We start from the raw sequence: 14524 nt of genomic DNA, 5'->3' as shown, positions 1-14524 counted from the left end.
GCTCTGGGTCGCCAAGGCGCAGATCACGGAGCAGCGCGAAGGCACCCTGGAGAGCCAGGTGCTCGCGCCGGAAGCCCTCGTACACCTCTTCGAACCGGGTGTAGAGGGGCGCGAAGCCCAGCCGGAGCCGGTCCGGGGTGCGGTAGTCCGGGATCACGGAGGCGTCCCGCAGCGCCTGGCTGATCTGCCAGGCGGCCGGGTGGTGCAGCGTCACGTGCGCGCCACGCCCGGAGCGCGGCGACGCGAGCGCGAAGCCGTGCGGCGCGAGCCACTCGTCGTGCAGCTCGATGGCGAAGTCGCCGAGCGCGGTGCCCTTGGCGAAGATCCGCTCGATCCCGGCCGCCGCGGAGAGCTGGATACCGCACAGCGCGCCGTAGCCGCCGAGCACCGGCGGCGTGCCGACCAGGAAGCGGTCGACCGACGGCGCCGGGTCGTACGCCGGACCCATCGCGAACTGGTCCCGCTGCCCGAACCAGCCCCAGATCGGCTGCCGCAGCTCGGCCTGCAGCTCCTGCCGGACGTAGAGGAACGCGGGCGCGCCCGGGCCGCCGTTGAGGTGCTTGTAGGTGCACCCGACGGCCAGGTCGACGCCGGCGGTGCGCAACGGCGCCGGCACCGCGCCCGCCGAGTGGCAGAGGTCCCAGAGCATCAGCGCACCGGCCGCGTGCGCCGCGGCGGTGATCGCCGGCAGGTCGACGATCGCCCCGGACCGGTAGGCCACATGCGACAGCGAGACCAGCGCGACGTCCTCGTCGAGGGCCTCCCGCACGGCGGCCAGCGTGACCCCGGTGTCCAGGTCGGACGGGATCACCCGCAGCGTCATCCCGCGCGCCGCGGCCACGCCCTCCAGCACGTACCGGTCGGTCGGGAAGTTGTCGTCGTCCGTGACGACGACCCGGCGCCCGGGCCGCGCGTCGCAGGCCGCCACGGCCAGCTTGTAGAGGTTGACGCTGGTCGAGTCGGCGAGCAGCACCTCGCCCGGCTCCGCCTCCACGACGCCGCCGGCGAGCAGGTCGCCGACCTCGCGGGCCAGGCCGATCCAGCGGTCCCAGCCGCGCACCAGGTCGGTGCCCCACTCCTGGTCGATCGCGGCGTGCAACCGCTCGCGGGTGGCCTTGGGCAACCGGCCGAGCGAGTTGCCGTCGAGGTAGACCAGGTCCGGCTCGGCGATGACGAACTCGTCGCGGAAGGCGGCCAGGGGATCCTCGGCGTCGAGACGGCGGGCCTGGGTGAGGCGATCAACGGGCACGCCGACACCGTAGCCGGGCAGGATGGGAGGCATGGCGGACCTCCACGACCTGACGGCGCTCGAACAGGGTGCCGCGATCGCCCGCGGGGAGCTGACCAGTGTCGAGCTGGTCGAGCACTACCTGACGCGGGTCGCCGCGTTCGGTGACCGGGTCGGTGCGTTCGTGACCGTGACCGCGGACCGGGCGCGCGCGGAGGCGGCCGCCCTCGACGCGGCGCCGCCGGCCCACCGCGGGCCGCTGCACGGCGTGCCGACCGCCATCAAGGACCTGACCATGACCGCCGGCGTACGCACGACGTTCGGCTCGGCCGCGTTCGCCGACCTGCTGCCCCCGATCGACGCCGACGTGGTGACCTACCTGCGCGCGGCCGGCACCGTCTCGCTCGGCAAGACCACCACGTCGGAGCTCGGCGGCTCCTGCCACGCGGAGAGCCTCGTCGCGCCGCCGGCCCGCAACCCGTGGGCGCCGGGCAACACGGCCGGCGGGTCCAGCGGCGGCGCGGCGGCCGCGGTCGCCGCCGGGCTGGTCGCCGTCGCGCAGGGCTCCGACGGCGGCGGCTCGGTGCGCATCCCCGCGGCGGTCTGCGGCCTGGTCGGCTACAAGCCCAGCCGCGGCGTGGTCTCCGGCGGCCCGCTCGGGTTCGCCGCCTTCGGCCTGCCGACGCACGGCGCGATCGCCCGCACGGTGACCGACGCGGCCGCCTTCCTCGACGCGATGGCGGTGCCGACGATCGGCGAGCCCTACCTGGCGCCGCCGATACCCGGTGGCGGCTACCTGGGCGCCGCCCGGACCGCCGCGCCCGGACCGCTGCGGATCGGCCGGTTCACCACCCCGATGCTGGTCGACACGCCGGTCGACCCGGCCTGCGTGGCAGCCGTCGACACGGCGGCCGCCGCGCTGGCCGGGGCCGGGCACGAGGTCGAGGACGTGGCCGCGCCGCTCACGCCGGACATGTGGCCGCTGTTCGAGACGCTCTGGTACGTGCTGGCGCTGGCCCCGATCCCACCGGCGAAGGAGGCCCTGCTGCTGCCGCTGACCCGCTACCTGCGGGCCCGGGGTGAGACCGTGGGCGCCGGGCAGCTCATGGCGGTGCTCGGCGAGCTGCAGACCCGGGTGCGGCACGGCCTGTCCAGCCTCGCCGGCTACGACCTGTTGCTCTGCCCGCCGCTGGCGGTACCGCAGGCCGAGGTGGGCTGGTTCACCTCCGCCGCCGAACCCGCCGAGGACTTCGACCGGCAGCGGCGCTTCTCGCCGTACTGTGCGATCTTCAACGTGACCGGGCAACCGTCGGTGACCGTCCCCGTGGGCGCGACCAGCGACGGGCTACCGGTCGGTGTCCTGCTGAGCGGGCGCTACGGCGACGACGCGCGGCTGCTGGCCGCCGCGGCACAGCTGGAGCGGCTCGCCGGGCGTGGTGATCGCCACCCGGCGATCTGGACGGACGCGCCCTCCGCTACCGTGAACGGCGTCTAGCCGGCTGGCTTGAAAGGGTCGTGGCGTTGTCAGTTACCGAGACGGTGCTCTACTTCGTCGTCATACCGGCGGCCGCCGTGCTGGTGATCGCGGGCCTGGCGGCCGCGGGCGGCGGACCCCGCCCGAAGCGTTACCGGCCGGGCCGGCCGTACGACTTCCGGCCTGTCTGGTTCCTGTCGGCGCCGGAGCTGCTCTCCCACGCGCCCGAGGAGGCGGACTCCCACGTCATCGAGGCCGGCGAGACGCGCGCGCTGACCACGGCGGCCGTGCCCTACGGCGGCCCGACCGGCGCGATCGAGCCGGTGCCGTCGACGGTGTCGGCGGGCAAGGTTGGAGGCGCAAGTGACCGCTGGTGACCGCACCCCCGGACCGCTGCTCGCGCGGGAGCCCGACGAGGCGCCCGCGGAGGCCGCGCAGCACCGCGCGGAGCTGATCGAGGAGCACCACTACGGCCAGCCCGAGGTGCTCGAAGGCCCGTTCAACACCCGCCAGCTGCTCCGCCTCGACGAGGCGCTGCGCACCGCCGACCGGGCGACCGGGCTCACCTTCTCCGTCTACGTCGGAGAGCTGGAGGAGCCGGTCCGGGGCCACGCCGAGCGCATGCACCAGCAGCTGCCCAACGTCGCGTCGGCCGTGCTGATCGCGGTGAGCCCCAACCAGCGCGTGCTCGAGGTCGTCACGGGCGGCGACGCCCGCCGGCGCATCCCGGACCGCGACGCCAAGCTGGCCGCGCTGTCGATGGTGGCGGCGTTCGGCGGCGGCGACCTGGCCGGCGGCATCATCAGCGGCCTCGACCAGCTCGCCACGCGCGCCGGCCGCCCCTGACGCGTGCTGGACAGCACAGTCCGGCATGAATGGATCTCGGATCCCGGCCTGGCAGGATTGAGGGCGTGACTCGACCAGGTGATGGGCAGCCGACGTTCTACGAGCTCGTCGGTGGTGAGCCGACCTTCCGCAAGCTGGTCGCCCGCTTCTACGAGGGCGTGGCCGAGGACACGCTGCTGCGGCCGCTCTACCCCGAGGAGGACCTCGGGCCGGCGGAGGAGCGACTGACGTTGTTCCTGATGCAGTACTGGGGCGGTCCGAACACGTACTCGGCGACGCGCGGGCACCCCCGGCTGCGGATGCGGCACGCGCCCTTCCGGGTGGGCCCCGACGAGCGGGACGCCTGGCTGCGGCACATGCGGGACGCCGTCGACTCGCTCGGCCTGCCGGAGGACCAGGAGCGGACCCTCTGGGAGTACCTGGAGCGGGCCGCGTACTTCATGGTCAACACGATGGACGACGCGGGCACAAATCCGACATAAGCGCGTCGCGGGGCACTTCTCGGTCGTTGATCCGCACGACCACCGCCGCCTCACCCGAGGAGCCCCGCCCGCATGCGTCGCCGACTCATCGCCGCCGCCGTGCTCGTCGCCGCCGGGATCGCCGGCGTGCTCCCCGCCGTCGCCGACGTCGCCCAGCCGACGGTCGTGACGGCGGACCCGGTCGACTTCACGCCGCACGCGATGGACGGCACCGTCCGCGCGATCGCCGTGGTCGGCCGGACCGTCGTGGTGGGCGGCACGTTCAGCTCGGTCACCGACGAGGGCACGATGCGGCCGCCGCAGCGCCGGCCCTACCTGTTCGCCTTCGACGCGAGGACCGGCCTCGTGCGCGGCAGCTTCGCACCGCGGGTCGACGGGGCGGTCTACGCGCTCGCCGCGGGACCGGACGACACGGTCTACGTCGGCGGCGCGTTCCGCACGGTCAACGGCGCCTCGGCCCGCGGCCTGACCCGGCTGTCGGTGTCGAACGGCGCCCGCGTCCGCCCGTTCAGCGCGGAGATCAACTGGGGCGACGTGCGTACGCTCGCGGTCAGCGGCAAGCGCCTCTACGCCGGCGGCCCGTTCTCCGCGATCAACGGCGTGGCCCGGGCGGGCCTGGCGCGCCTGGACGGCGTCACGGGCGCGGTGGACAAGGGCTTCGACGCCAAGCTCGCGGCGAAGGACATGGCCCGGGTCCGGGTCGAGGACATGGCGCTGTCGCCCGACGGCCGTCGCCTGGTCGCGGTCGGCGCGCTGACGCACGCGGGAGCCCAGCCGCGCCACCAACTGGCCATGCTGGACGTCTCGGGCGCGAAGGCCGTGGTCACCAACTGGTACACCGACGCGTTCCGGTCAGCGTGCGACCAGTCCCTCGACACGTACCTGCGCGGGGTCGACTTCTCCCCCGACGGGAAGTACTTCGTCACCGTCACCACGGGCGCCCTGACCGGGCCGGGCCGGATGTGCGACGCGGCGGCCCGGTTCGAGAGCGCCGGCGCCGGCGCGCACAAGCCCACCTGGGTGAACCAGACGGGCGGCAACACGCTGTACTCGGTGTCGGTGACGGGCGCCGCGGTCTACGTCGGCGGCCACCAGCAGTGGCTGGACAACCCGTACGGCAAGAAGTCCAAGGGCAAGGGCGCCGTCGACCGCCCGGGCATCGGCGCGATCCACCCGAGGACCGGCAAGGCCCTGCCGTGGAACCCGACCCGCAGCCGCGGCGTCGGCGCCCGCGCCATCGTCGCGACGAGGACCGGCCTCTACGTCGGCTCGGACACGGACAAGCTGGGCAAGGAGTACCACGGCCGGATCGGGATGTTCCCGCTGCCGTAGCGGTCTCCGCTGCCTAGAGCAGCGCGCCCTCGTCGTGGAGCCAGTCGACGAAGGTGCTGGAGACCGCGGCGCCGCAGTCGAGCATCTCGACCAGGAGGGCGTCGTGGGCGCCGGCGCCCAGTGGCACCTGGATCTCGGCGTAGATCGGTAGCTGGCCGCGCTCCGTCGGGTCGCCCACGTAGGCCTTGCAGAAGCGGCGCGTGTGGTTCCACTCGTTGACGACGCGGTAGGCGCGGTCGGCCCAGTCCGGCGGCACCGTCGAGTGTGGACGCGCGCGGATCACCAGGATCTCGTCTTCCGGTCCCTCGAGGGTGAACAGCACCGCGTGGCGTTCCCACATCGCCAGCAGGCTGCCGTCGCCGTCGGCGAGGTAGCGGATGTCGAGCAGGTCGAGCGCCACGCCGAGGCGGCGGAGGTCGACCGGCTCGACCGTGGTCGGCTGGTCGGACGGAGTCTCCCTGGGCACGGCGAGGGCAGCCAGCGGGTCGAGGACTACGGCGTTCGGATCGCGCTGTGGTGGCACTCCCAATCGGACGGTGCCGTCCTCTGCCCGAAGCTCGGACTCAACCCCACCGGCGTGGCCGGGACGCCATGACCACCAAGGCATCGCTCGCGCACCTCACTCCCCAGCGAATCCGTCCGCGTACGTTGCGTTGGACCCGGGGTGACGGTACCCGGAAGGTCGGCCGAGGGCATCCCCCCAACGGCACGCCGAACCCGAATGGACAGCGTTAGATCATCCGAAAGTACGAGGCGATGTCGGTTTTAGGGAGAATTGCTGAACGGGCGGTAGCCAGGCGACCCCGTACGGTGCAGCGAGCCCTGTCCATCTCCCGGATGTCCTGACATCGATGGCAGGTGCCGGATCGGCGTCCGGCGGGCCCAGAAAACCCATTCGGACGACGGCCTGGATCAACCGTTGCGACACATCCACGGTCGCCTGTTCGGCACCGGTGCTCACCACGATGGGCACGTGGTCGAGCAGCGCGTCGCGCAGTGCCCGCTGGCCGACCGCACGGCCGCCGACCCCTTCGCGCGTCGCGGTGCGCAGCGTGCCCGCCGCGGCGGCCGCCACGCGGCGGATCTCGGCCGCCGGGATCGACTCCACGACCCGCCCGCCGGCCAGCGGGGGCAGCGGCCAGCGCCAGTCCGCGTCGCGGCGCGGCGGCAGGTTGGGGCCGCCGCGGGCGACCTCCTCGAACAGCGCCGCGGCCGACACCGTCGCGTCGACGCCGGCCACGCCGCTGATCGCGCGACCGACGAGGACGCCCCACGGCAGCGGGGCCCAGAGCTGCGTGTGGCCGCCGGCGGGGCGCAGGCGCACCACCGTGGCCGCGTCGAGCCGGATCAGCCGGCTCAGGAACGCGCCGACGTCGCTGTGCGAGCCGAGGCCGTGCGTCATGGCACCGGGTCGGGCTCGGCGGCGTAGGGCTCGAGGAACTCGCGCTCCCCGGCGGTGAGCCGGCGCGGGCGCTGGGCGGCCAGGTCGAACGGCACACACACCGACCGGGCCCGGCTCGCCACGACGCCGTCGTCGAACAGCTCGTACCCGATGACGAACCGCGACGGCCGGATCTCCTCGACCCACATCTCGATCCGCACCGCGTCGCCGTAGTCGACCGGCCGCAGGTAGTCGACCTCGTGCCGGGAGATGACCACGCCCTCCTCGAGCGAGGTCACCCCGTGCTTGCGCGCCGCGACGAACATGAGCGCGACGCGCGCCTCCTCGTAGAGCGTGAGGAAGCGCGCGTTGTTCACGTGCCCGTAGACGTCCATGTCGGACCACCGCAGGGCGGCCTCGTAGACGAACCTGGCCACGACGTCAGTCGCGGGTCAGCTTGCGGTACGTCACCCGGTGCGGCCGCGCGGCTTCGGCGCCGAGCCGGTCGACCTTGTTCTTCTCGTACGCCTCGAAGTTGCCCTCGAACCAGAACCACTTCGCCGGGTTCTCCTCGTCGCCCTCCCAGGCGAGGATGTGCGTCGCGACGCGGTCGAGGAACATCCGGTCGTGGGAGATGACCACGGCGCAGCCCGGGAACTCCAGCAGCGCGTTCTCCAGCGACGAGAGCGTCTCGACGTCGAGGTCGTTGGTCGGCTCGTCGAGCAGGATCACGTTGCCGCCGATCTTCAGCGTCAGCGCGAGGTTGAGCCGGTTGCGCTCGCCGCCGGACAGCACCTTGGTCGGCTTCTGCTGGTCGGGACCCTTGAAACCGAAGGCCGCGACGTACGCGCGGGACGGCATCTCGACCTTGCCGACCATCAGGTGGTCGAGCCCGTCGGAGACGACCTCCCACACGGTCTTGTCACCGTTGAGGCCTTCGCGGTTCTGGTCCACATAGGACAACGAAACGGTCTCGCCGACCTTCACCGAGCCGGCCGTCGGCTGCTCGAGACCGACGATCGTCTTGAACAGCGTGGTCTTGCCGACGCCGTTGGGGCCGATGATGCCGACGATGCCGTTGCGGGGCAGCGAGAACGACAGGTTCTCGATGAGCGTACGGTCGCCGAAGCCCTTGGTCAGGTCCTTGGCCTCGATCACCGTGTTGCCCAGGCGCGGGCCCGGCGGGATCTGGATCTCCTCGAAGTCGAGCTTGCGGGTCTTCTCGGCCTCGGTGGCCATCTCCTCGTAGCGGTCGAGCCGGGCGCGCGACTTGGTCTGCCGCGCCTTGGCGTTGGACCGCACCCACTCGAGCTCCTCGGAGAGGCGCTTCTTCATCTTGGCGTCCTTGCGGCCCTCGACCGCGAGCCGGGCCGCCTTCTTCTCGAGGTACGTCGAGTAGTTGCCCTCGTAGCCGATCGCGCGACCGCGGTCGAGCTCGAGGATCCAGCCCGCGACGTTGTCGAGGAAGTACCGGTCGTGGGTGATCGCCAGGACGGTGCCGGCGTACTTGGCCAGGTGCTGCTCCAGCCACTGGACGCTCTCCGCGTCGAGGTGGTTGGTGGGCTCGTCGAGCAGCAGCAGGTCGGGCGCCTCGAGCAGCAGCTTGCAGAGCGCCACGCGGCGCCGCTCGCCACCGGAGAGGGTGGTCACGTCGGCGTCCGGCGGGGGGCACCGCAGCGCGTCCATGGCCAGCTCGAGCGCGGAGTCGATGTCCCACGCGTCGGCGTGGTCGAGCTCCTCCTGGAGCTTGCCCATCTCCTCCATCAGCTCGTCGGAGTAGTCGGTCGCCATCTGCTCGGCGATCTTGTTGAACCGCTCGAGCTTGTTCTTGGTCTCGGCGACCGCCTCTTCGATGTTGCCGAGCACGGTCTTCGCGTCGTTCAGCGGCGGCTCCTGGGCGAGCATGCCCACGGTGTAGCCCGGCATGAGCCGCGCCTCACCGTTGCTGGCCTGGTCGAGCCCAGCCATGATCTTGAGCAGGCTCGACTTACCGGCGCCGTTGGGACCGACGACCCCGATCTTGGCGCCCGGCAGGAAACTGAGCGTCACGTTGTCGAGCACGACCTTGTCGCCGTGCGCCTTGCGCGCCTTTTCCAGGACGTAGATGTACTGGGCCACGGTGCGGCCTACCTCCGAGTAATGGTCGATACCGGCAGAACGCCGTCGTCAATCCTGACAGGTAGCCCCGGGATCGCCCACATCACCCCAGCGCAATCTGGCAACACCACCAGGGTAGCCACCACAAGTATGACACACTAACATCGAAGTATGACGCGGAAGATCACAATTAGCGTTCCTGACGATGTCGCGGAACGTCTCGATGACGAGCGGAACGTGTCGGCCTTCATCACAGACGCTGTTCGGGTCCGCATGGAGGCAGAACACACACGCCGCGTTCTCACCCAGCTCGGCTTCGACATCACCGACGAAGGTGTAGCCGAGGCCAAGCGCGAACTCGACGAGGCTCGCGCCGGCATCACGCCTGAGCTGGTGAGGGAAATGTCCAGTCGACTGGCTGAGATCTCCGGCGGCCGTTGGCGACCGCGTGTCTAGCCCGGGTCTCGTGCTCGACACCAGTGCCGTTCTGGCCTACGCCGAGGGCTCAAACCGGGTCGGGGTCGAGATCGTCGAGGTCGCGGACGAGGGACTCGAGGTGGTGCTTCCGGCCAGCTGTCTCGCTACGGCCTACCAGCTCGCGGCCAGTGATCGTTGGCCGCTACTGGACATACTCAGCTCGCTGCCGCAGGTGGTGGTCAAACCTCTCGACCACGAAATCTGCGCAGTCCTCGGCGGCTGGGCGCGCACGTTGGGGATGGACCTAGCGCATGCCGCTATTGAGTCAGCGGGAGTTCCGCCCGTGCCGATCTTCACCGATCGACGTCGACAACTCGAAGGGTTCCTACCCAAGGGCTGGCCGATCGTCGACCTTTAGTCCGGGCGGCGGTCGGTGACCTGGTAGGTGGACTCCTTGCCGTTCGTGGACTGGGTCAGGCGGTACGGAGTGACGCTGTAGGTGGTCGTGCCGTCGTCCGTCTGGTTCGTGGCCAGGTAGCCGCCGCCGGTCTCTTCGACGCTCGTCAGGAAAAGGGCGTTCTCGCCCTGGATGAAATCGCCGTCCGCCGGGCCGACGTAGCCCTGGTAGAACAGCGTTCCAGCGGTGTCCCGGCAGATCCAGACCTGCTTGTCGTCCTCGGTGCGGATGTAGAGGACCTCCGTCAGGCCCCCGGACGAGCCGGCACCCCGCGCCGCCTCCTGGGTCGCCGCCGGGCAGTCCTCGCCGACCGGCACCTCCGGCTCGGTCCCCGGTGTGTCCTGCGTCTCTTCCTGTGCCGGCCGGTTCGCCGCCCGCTGGTCCGCGACCCTCGCCCCGTAGATCCACCCCGCGGCCGCGCCGATCACCGCGAGCAGCAACAACGCGACCAGGAACGGCGCCAAGGCGCGTCTGGGTGGTTTCGGCCCCGGTGTCGACACGCCTATGAGCCTGTCATCCAACGGCAACCGAACGGAAGGATCATTACCTCGGGGGTACGGGTATCCCGTCCATCGGGGCCAGCCAGGCCCGTAAGCGCCGCAACGCCACGCAGGTAGGCTCGACGGCGGACCCGTGATCACCGGAGGTGTGCGGAGAGTGACGGTTCGTAGCTCTTTTGTCGTGGTAGCGAACCGACTACCGGTTGACGAGGTCACCACCGACGAGGGGCGGCAATGGCGGCGTAGCCCGGGCGGGCTGGTGACCGCGCTCCATCCGGTGCTGGCGGAGCACAAGGGCACGTGGGTCGGCTGGGCCGGCGGCACGAGCGAGCAGGCACCGGAGCCGTTCGACCTCGAAGGCATCCACATCCACCCGGTGGCCCTCACGGCGCTCGACCTTGAGCGCTACTACGAGGGCATGTCGAACGCCACGATCTGGCCGCTCTACCACGACGCCGTCGAGACGCCGGTGTTCAAGCGCCGCTGGCGGGAGTCGTACCGCCAGGTCAACGCCCGCTTCGCGGAGGCCGCGGCCGACGTCGCCGCCGAGGGCGCGACGGTCTGGATCCAGGACTACCAGCTCCAGCTCGTGCCGGCGATGCTGCGCGAGCGCCGGCCCGACCTCAAGATCGGTTTCTTCCTGCACATCCCGTTCCCGCCGATCGAGCTGTTCATGCAGATGCCCTTCCGCGCCGAGATCCTGCGCGGGCTGCTCGGCGCCGACCTGATCGGCTTCCAGCAGCGGCTGGCCGCGCAGAACTTCGTCCGGCTGGCCCGACACCTGCTCGGCCTGCGCTACGAGGGCCAGGTCATCGACGTCGACGGCCGCCCGGTCAAGGCCGGCGCGTTCCCGATCTCGATCGACGTCGCCGAGATGGAGCGGATGGCCGCGGACCCGGCCGTGCAGAACCGGGCCAAGCAGATCCGCGCCGAGCTGGGCGACCCGCGCACCGTGATCCTCGGCGTCGACCGGCTCGACTACACCAAGGGCATCGAGCTGCGCCTCAAGGCGTTCCGCGAGCTGCTCTCCGACGGCAAGCTCTCCGTGCCCGAGGCGGTCATGGTGCAGGTCGCCACGCCGAGCCGGGAGCGGGTCGAGCACTACCAGACGCTGCGGGTCAAGGTCGAACGTGAGGTCGGCCGGATCAACGGCGAGTTCGGTCGCGTCGGCGTTCCCGCCGTCCACTACCTTCACCAGTCGTACAGTCGCAACGAGTTGGCCGCGCTCTACTGCGCGGCCGACGTCATGATGGTGACCCCGCTGCGAGACGGGATGAATTTGGTGGCAAAGGAATACGTGGCGGCGCGCGCCGACACCGGCGGAGCGCTGGTGTTGAGCGAGTTCGCCGGCGCCGCGACGGAACTACGACAGTCGTTCCTGTGTAACCCGCACGACCCCGACGGAGTCAAGGAGGCGCTGCTGCGCGCGGTGCACGTCGAACATCCGGAGGCGCGCCGCCGGATGCGGCTCATGCAGCGGCACCTGCGGACGCACGACGTCGGCCATTGGGCCCGGTCGTTCCTCAACGAGCTGGGCGTGCCCGACGTGGCGGACGCGACGTGATCGAGGTCGACCAGAAGGCCGCCGGCCAGATCGACCCGGAACTCCGTGCGGCCATCGGCCGGATCGCGCGGGTTCCGCAACTCCTCATCGCGTGTGACTACGACGGCACGCTGGCGCCGATCGTGGCCGACCCCACGCAGGCCGTACCCCTGCCGGAGAGCGTCGCCGCGGTGCGCGCCCTCGCGGCACTGCCGCAGACCACCGTGGCGGTCGTGTCCGGGCGCGCCCTGCGCGACCTGGCCACACTGTCCCGCCTGCCGAGCGAGGTCCATCTCGTCGGCAGCCACGGCTCAGAGTTCGACATCGGCTTCGTCGAGCGGCTGACGCCCGCGCTGGTCGAGGTCCGCACCCGGCTCCAGGTCTGCCTGCGGGAGATCGTGGCGGGCAAGCCGGGCGTACGCCTGGAGAACAAGCCGGCCAGCGTGGCCGTGCACTACCGGGCGGCGACCCGCGAGGTGGCCGAGGAGGTCAAGGCGCGCGTGGCGGCCGACCCCGCCACGTGGCCGGAGGTCACCGTCACGCACGGCAAGGAGGTCATCGAGCTCTCCGTCGTGCCGACCCACAAGGGCACGGCGGTGCACCAGCTGCGCACCTCCATGTCGGCGAGCGCCGTGCTGTTCATCGGCGACGACATCACCGACGAGAACGCGTTCGGCACCCTGCACGGCCCCGACGTCGGTGTGAAGATCGGCCCGGGCGAGACGAAGGCCGGCCACCGGGTCGGCGAGCCGATCGAGGCCGCGCGGCTGCTCGCGCTGCTGCTGCAGACCCGCCGGCACTGGCTGTTCGGCGAGCGCGCGGTGCCGATCGAACGCCACTCGCTGCTCTCCAACGGCGAGACGATGGCGCTGCTCACCCCCGAGGCCACGGTCACCTGGCTGTGCCACCCGCGGCCGGACTCGGCGGCGATCTTCGCCGACCTGCTGGGCGGCAGCCCGGCCGGGCACTTCGCGGTCGCACCGGAGCGCGGCGGCCTGCCGCTCGGGCAGCGCTACCGGACCGGCACGATGACCGTCGAGACCCGCTGGTCCGGGCTGACGGTCACGGACTGGCTCGACCGGTCGTCGGCCGGCGACTCGGCCCTGGTCCGGCGCCTGACCGGCAGCGCGCGCGTGGACCTCGAGTTCGCGCCGCGGCCCGAGTTCGGCCAGGTCCAGGTGCGGCTCCAGGCGCTCGGCGACGGTCTGCTGGTGCTCGGCTCCAACGAGCCGGTCGCGCTCTACTCCCCCGGCGTCGCCTGGACGATCACCGAGGACGGCGGGTACGAGACCGCGCGCGCGAGCGTCGACCTCTCCGCGCTCGGCGGCGAGCAGCTCCTGGAGCTGCGGTTCGGGACGCACAGCCTGGACGCGCACCCGGTCGCCGCCGGCGACCGGCAGGAGTCGGCCGAGGATCCGTTCAAGCAGTGGGTACGCGGGCTGCGCCTGCCCGCCGAAGGCCGGGAGCTGGTGGCCCGCAGCGCGCTCACGCTCAAGGGCCTGTGCCACGAGCCGACGGGCGCGATCCTGGCCGCCGCGACCACCTCGCTGCCCGAGGAGCTGGGCGGGGTCCGCAACTGGGACTACCGCTACTGCTGGCTGCGGGACGCCGCGATGACCGCCCGGGCGCTGGTCGACCTGGGCTCGCTGGACGAGGCCGAAGGCTTCCTGCGGTGGGTCGACGGCTGCGTCGAGCGCACCGGCGGCCACCCGGAGCGGCTGCACCCGCTCTACACGGTCGAGGGCTACGAGCTGGGCGCGGAGGCGGTCATCGACACGCTGCCGGGCTACGCCGGGTCCCGCCCGGTGCGGGTCGGCAACCTCGCCAACCACCAGCTCCAGCTCGACGTCTTCGGCCCCGTCGCCGACCTGCTGGCCGCCGTCGCGGACGCCCGCGGCTCGGTCCGCGACGAGGAGTGGCGGGTCCTTTCGGCGATGGTGCAGGCGGTCGAACGCCGCTGGCACGAGCCCGACCACGGCCTGTGGGAGGCCCGGCTGCAGCCGCGGCACCACGTCTACTCCAAGGTCATGTGCTGGATGACCGTCGACCGGGCGCTGCACGTCGTGCGCAAGCACGCCGGTCAGGACCGGCCGGACTGGGTGGCGCTGCGCGACCGGATCGGCCACAACGTGCTCGAACACGGGTGGCACGACGGTGCGGGCGCCTATTCGGTGGCGTACGGCGACGAGGAGATGGACGCGTCGTCCCTGTGGATCGGCCTGTCGGGCCTGCTGCCCGACGACGACCCGCGGTTCCTCGCCACCGTCCTCAAGGTCGAGGCCGACCTGCGCAGCGGCCCGGTGGTCTACCGGTACCGCTGGGACGACGGCCTGCCCGGCCGCGAGGGTGGTTTCCACATCTGCACGTCGTGGCTGGTGGAGGCCTACCTGCGCACCGGGCGCCGGGCCGACGCCGAGGAGCTGTTCGAGCAGATGGTCGCCACGGCGGGCCCGACGGGGCTGCTGCCGGAGCAGTACGACCCACTGGCCGAGCGCGGGCTGGGCAACCACCCGCAGGCGTACAGCCACCTGGGTCTGGTCCGCTGCGCCCTGCTGCTGTCGGGGCTGGTCAAGCCCTGAGGGCCGGCACCACGTTGCCGATGACCACGATCGCGGGAGGCCGGATTCCGGCCTCCCGCACCGTTTCCGCCAGCTCGCCGAGCGGGGCTTCGACCGTGCGCTGGTTGGCGGTGGTGCCCTCCTGGACGACCGCGGCCGGCCCGTCGGCGGGGCGGCCGGCGCGGCCAGCGTCGCGGTGATGGCGGCGA

General features: G+C 71.9%; 15 protein-coding genes and 1 pseudogene. 9 read left to right on the top strand and 7 right to left on the bottom strand.

The window, feature by feature from the left end; all coding sequences use genetic code 11:
• On the bottom strand, positions 1 to 1249 hold a 1249-nt coding region (kynU, locus tag AB0H87_RS25885; protein WP_360150673.1), incomplete at its 3' end, for a kynureninase.
• 31 nt (positions 1250 to 1280) lie between these two features.
• Here kynU and AB0H87_RS25880 point away from each other — a divergent pair.
• The 5 genes from AB0H87_RS25880 (at position 1281) to AB0H87_RS25860 (ending at position 5362) form a co-directional block, all read left to right on the top strand.
• Positions 1281 to 2723: an amidase gene (locus AB0H87_RS25880; protein WP_360150670.1), complete on the top strand. Its 1443-nt coding sequence runs from the start codon at positions 1281 to 1283 to the stop codon at positions 2721 to 2723.
• A gap of 44 nt (positions 2724 to 2767) precedes the next feature.
• Entirely contained in the window at positions 2768 to 3079 is a 312-nt protein-coding gene (locus AB0H87_RS25875; protein WP_360150679.1) for a hypothetical protein, read from the top strand.
• 73 nt (positions 3080 to 3152) lie between these two features.
• Complete coding sequence (locus tag AB0H87_RS25870; protein WP_360150676.1) at positions 3153 to 3548, top strand: DUF5130 family protein; 396 nt, start codon at positions 3153 to 3155, stop codon at positions 3546 to 3548.
• A 65-nt stretch (positions 3549 to 3613) separates the two neighbouring features.
• On the top strand, positions 3614 to 4030 hold the full coding sequence (locus AB0H87_RS25865) for a globin (RefSeq protein WP_360150667.1): 417 nt from the start codon (positions 3614 to 3616) through the stop codon (positions 4028 to 4030).
• 72 nt (positions 4031 to 4102) lie between these two features.
• Entirely contained in the window at positions 4103 to 5362 is a 1260-nt protein-coding gene (locus AB0H87_RS25860; RefSeq protein ID WP_360150664.1) for a PKD domain containing protein, read from the top strand.
• A gap of 13 nt (positions 5363 to 5375) precedes the next feature.
• On the opposite strand, the gene AB0H87_RS25855 is transcribed toward AB0H87_RS25860, so the two are convergent.
• From AB0H87_RS25855 to ettA, 4 genes are all read right to left on the bottom strand, one after another.
• Complete coding sequence (locus AB0H87_RS25855; protein WP_360150661.1) at positions 5376 to 5969, bottom strand: YbjN domain-containing protein; 594 nt, start codon at positions 5967 to 5969, stop codon at positions 5376 to 5378.
• 129 nt (positions 5970 to 6098) lie between these two features.
• Complete coding sequence (locus tag AB0H87_RS25850; RefSeq protein ID WP_360150658.1) at positions 6099 to 6764, bottom strand: hypothetical protein; 666 nt, start codon at positions 6762 to 6764, stop codon at positions 6099 to 6101.
• Positions 6761 to 7180 carry a thioesterase family protein gene (locus tag AB0H87_RS25845; protein ID WP_360150655.1) on the bottom strand — a complete coding sequence of 140 codons (420 nt, stop codon included), beginning with the start codon at positions 7178 to 7180 and terminating at the stop codon, positions 6761 to 6763. The genes AB0H87_RS25850 and AB0H87_RS25845 overlap by 4 nt, the downstream gene beginning before the upstream one ends.
• Before the next feature lie 4 nt (positions 7181 to 7184).
• Positions 7185 to 8861, bottom strand: a complete 1677-nt coding sequence (gene ettA, locus AB0H87_RS25840; RefSeq protein WP_360150652.1) for an energy-dependent translational throttle protein EttA — start codon at positions 8859 to 8861, stop codon at positions 7185 to 7187.
• A 150-nt stretch (positions 8862 to 9011) separates the two neighbouring features.
• Between ettA and AB0H87_RS25835 the strand changes: the two genes are divergently transcribed.
• Both AB0H87_RS25835 and AB0H87_RS25830 read left to right on the top strand, forming a co-directional pair.
• Positions 9012 to 9296: a hypothetical protein gene (locus AB0H87_RS25835; RefSeq protein WP_360150649.1), complete on the top strand. Its 285-nt coding sequence runs from the start codon at positions 9012 to 9014 to the stop codon at positions 9294 to 9296.
• A gap of 10 nt (positions 9297 to 9306) precedes the next feature.
• Complete coding sequence (locus AB0H87_RS25830; RefSeq protein WP_360150646.1) at positions 9307 to 9675, top strand: hypothetical protein; 369 nt, start codon at positions 9307 to 9309, stop codon at positions 9673 to 9675.
• On the opposite strand, the gene AB0H87_RS25825 is transcribed toward AB0H87_RS25830, so the two are convergent.
• On the bottom strand, positions 9672 to 10214 hold the full coding sequence (locus tag AB0H87_RS25825) for a hypothetical protein (protein ID WP_360150643.1): 543 nt from the start codon (positions 10212 to 10214) through the stop codon (positions 9672 to 9674). The two genes, AB0H87_RS25830 and AB0H87_RS25825, sit on opposite strands and share 4 nt — an antisense overlap.
• A 157-nt stretch (positions 10215 to 10371) precedes the next feature.
• Between AB0H87_RS25825 and AB0H87_RS25820 the strand changes: the two genes are divergently transcribed.
• Both AB0H87_RS25820 and otsB read left to right on the top strand, forming a co-directional pair.
• The gene (locus tag AB0H87_RS25820) at positions 10372 to 11778 is read left to right on the top strand and encodes a trehalose-6-phosphate synthase (RefSeq protein ID WP_360150640.1); all 1407 of its coding nucleotides are present in this window, start codon (positions 10372 to 10374) and stop codon (positions 11776 to 11778) included.
• Positions 11775 to 14336 (top strand): trehalose-phosphatase, encoded by a 2562-nt coding sequence (gene otsB / locus AB0H87_RS25815; protein WP_360150637.1) that lies wholly within the window; start codon positions 11775 to 11777, stop codon positions 14334 to 14336. The genes AB0H87_RS25820 and otsB overlap by 4 nt, the downstream gene beginning before the upstream one ends.
• Here otsB and AB0H87_RS25810 read toward each other — a convergent pair.
• Positions 14326 to 14524: pseudogene (locus AB0H87_RS25810) on the bottom strand (uroporphyrinogen-III C-methyltransferase); the annotation flags it as partial. The gene otsB and the pseudogene AB0H87_RS25810 overlap by 11 nt on opposite strands.

The sequence above is a fragment of the Asanoa sp. NPDC050611 genome (assembly GCF_040654855.1).
In the GTDB taxonomy this organism is placed as follows: domain Bacteria; phylum Actinomycetota; class Actinomycetes; order Mycobacteriales; family Micromonosporaceae; genus Asanoa.
Note: the sequence above shows the minus strand (reverse complement) of the source record. Positions and strands in the feature narration are given on the sequence as shown.

Bases quoted from the DNA above. Each gene is read 5' to 3' on its own strand.
- AB0H87_RS25880 (WP_360150670.1), top strand. From the start codon at position 1,281: ATGGCGGACCTCCACGACCTGACGGCGCTCGAACAGGGTGCCGCGATC.
- AB0H87_RS25860 (WP_360150664.1), top strand. From the start codon at position 4,103: ATGCGTCGCCGACTCATCGCCGCCGCCGTGCTCGTCGCCGCCGGGATC.
- AB0H87_RS25855 (WP_360150661.1), bottom strand. From the start codon at position 5,969: ATGCCTTGGTGGTCATGGCGTCCCGGCCACGCCGGTGGGGTTGAGTCC.
- AB0H87_RS25850 (WP_360150658.1), bottom strand. From the start codon at position 6,764: ATGACGCACGGCCTCGGCTCGCACAGCGACGTCGGCGCGTTCCTGAGC.
- AB0H87_RS25835 (WP_360150649.1), top strand. From the start codon at position 9,012: ATGACGCGGAAGATCACAATTAGCGTTCCTGACGATGTCGCGGAACGT.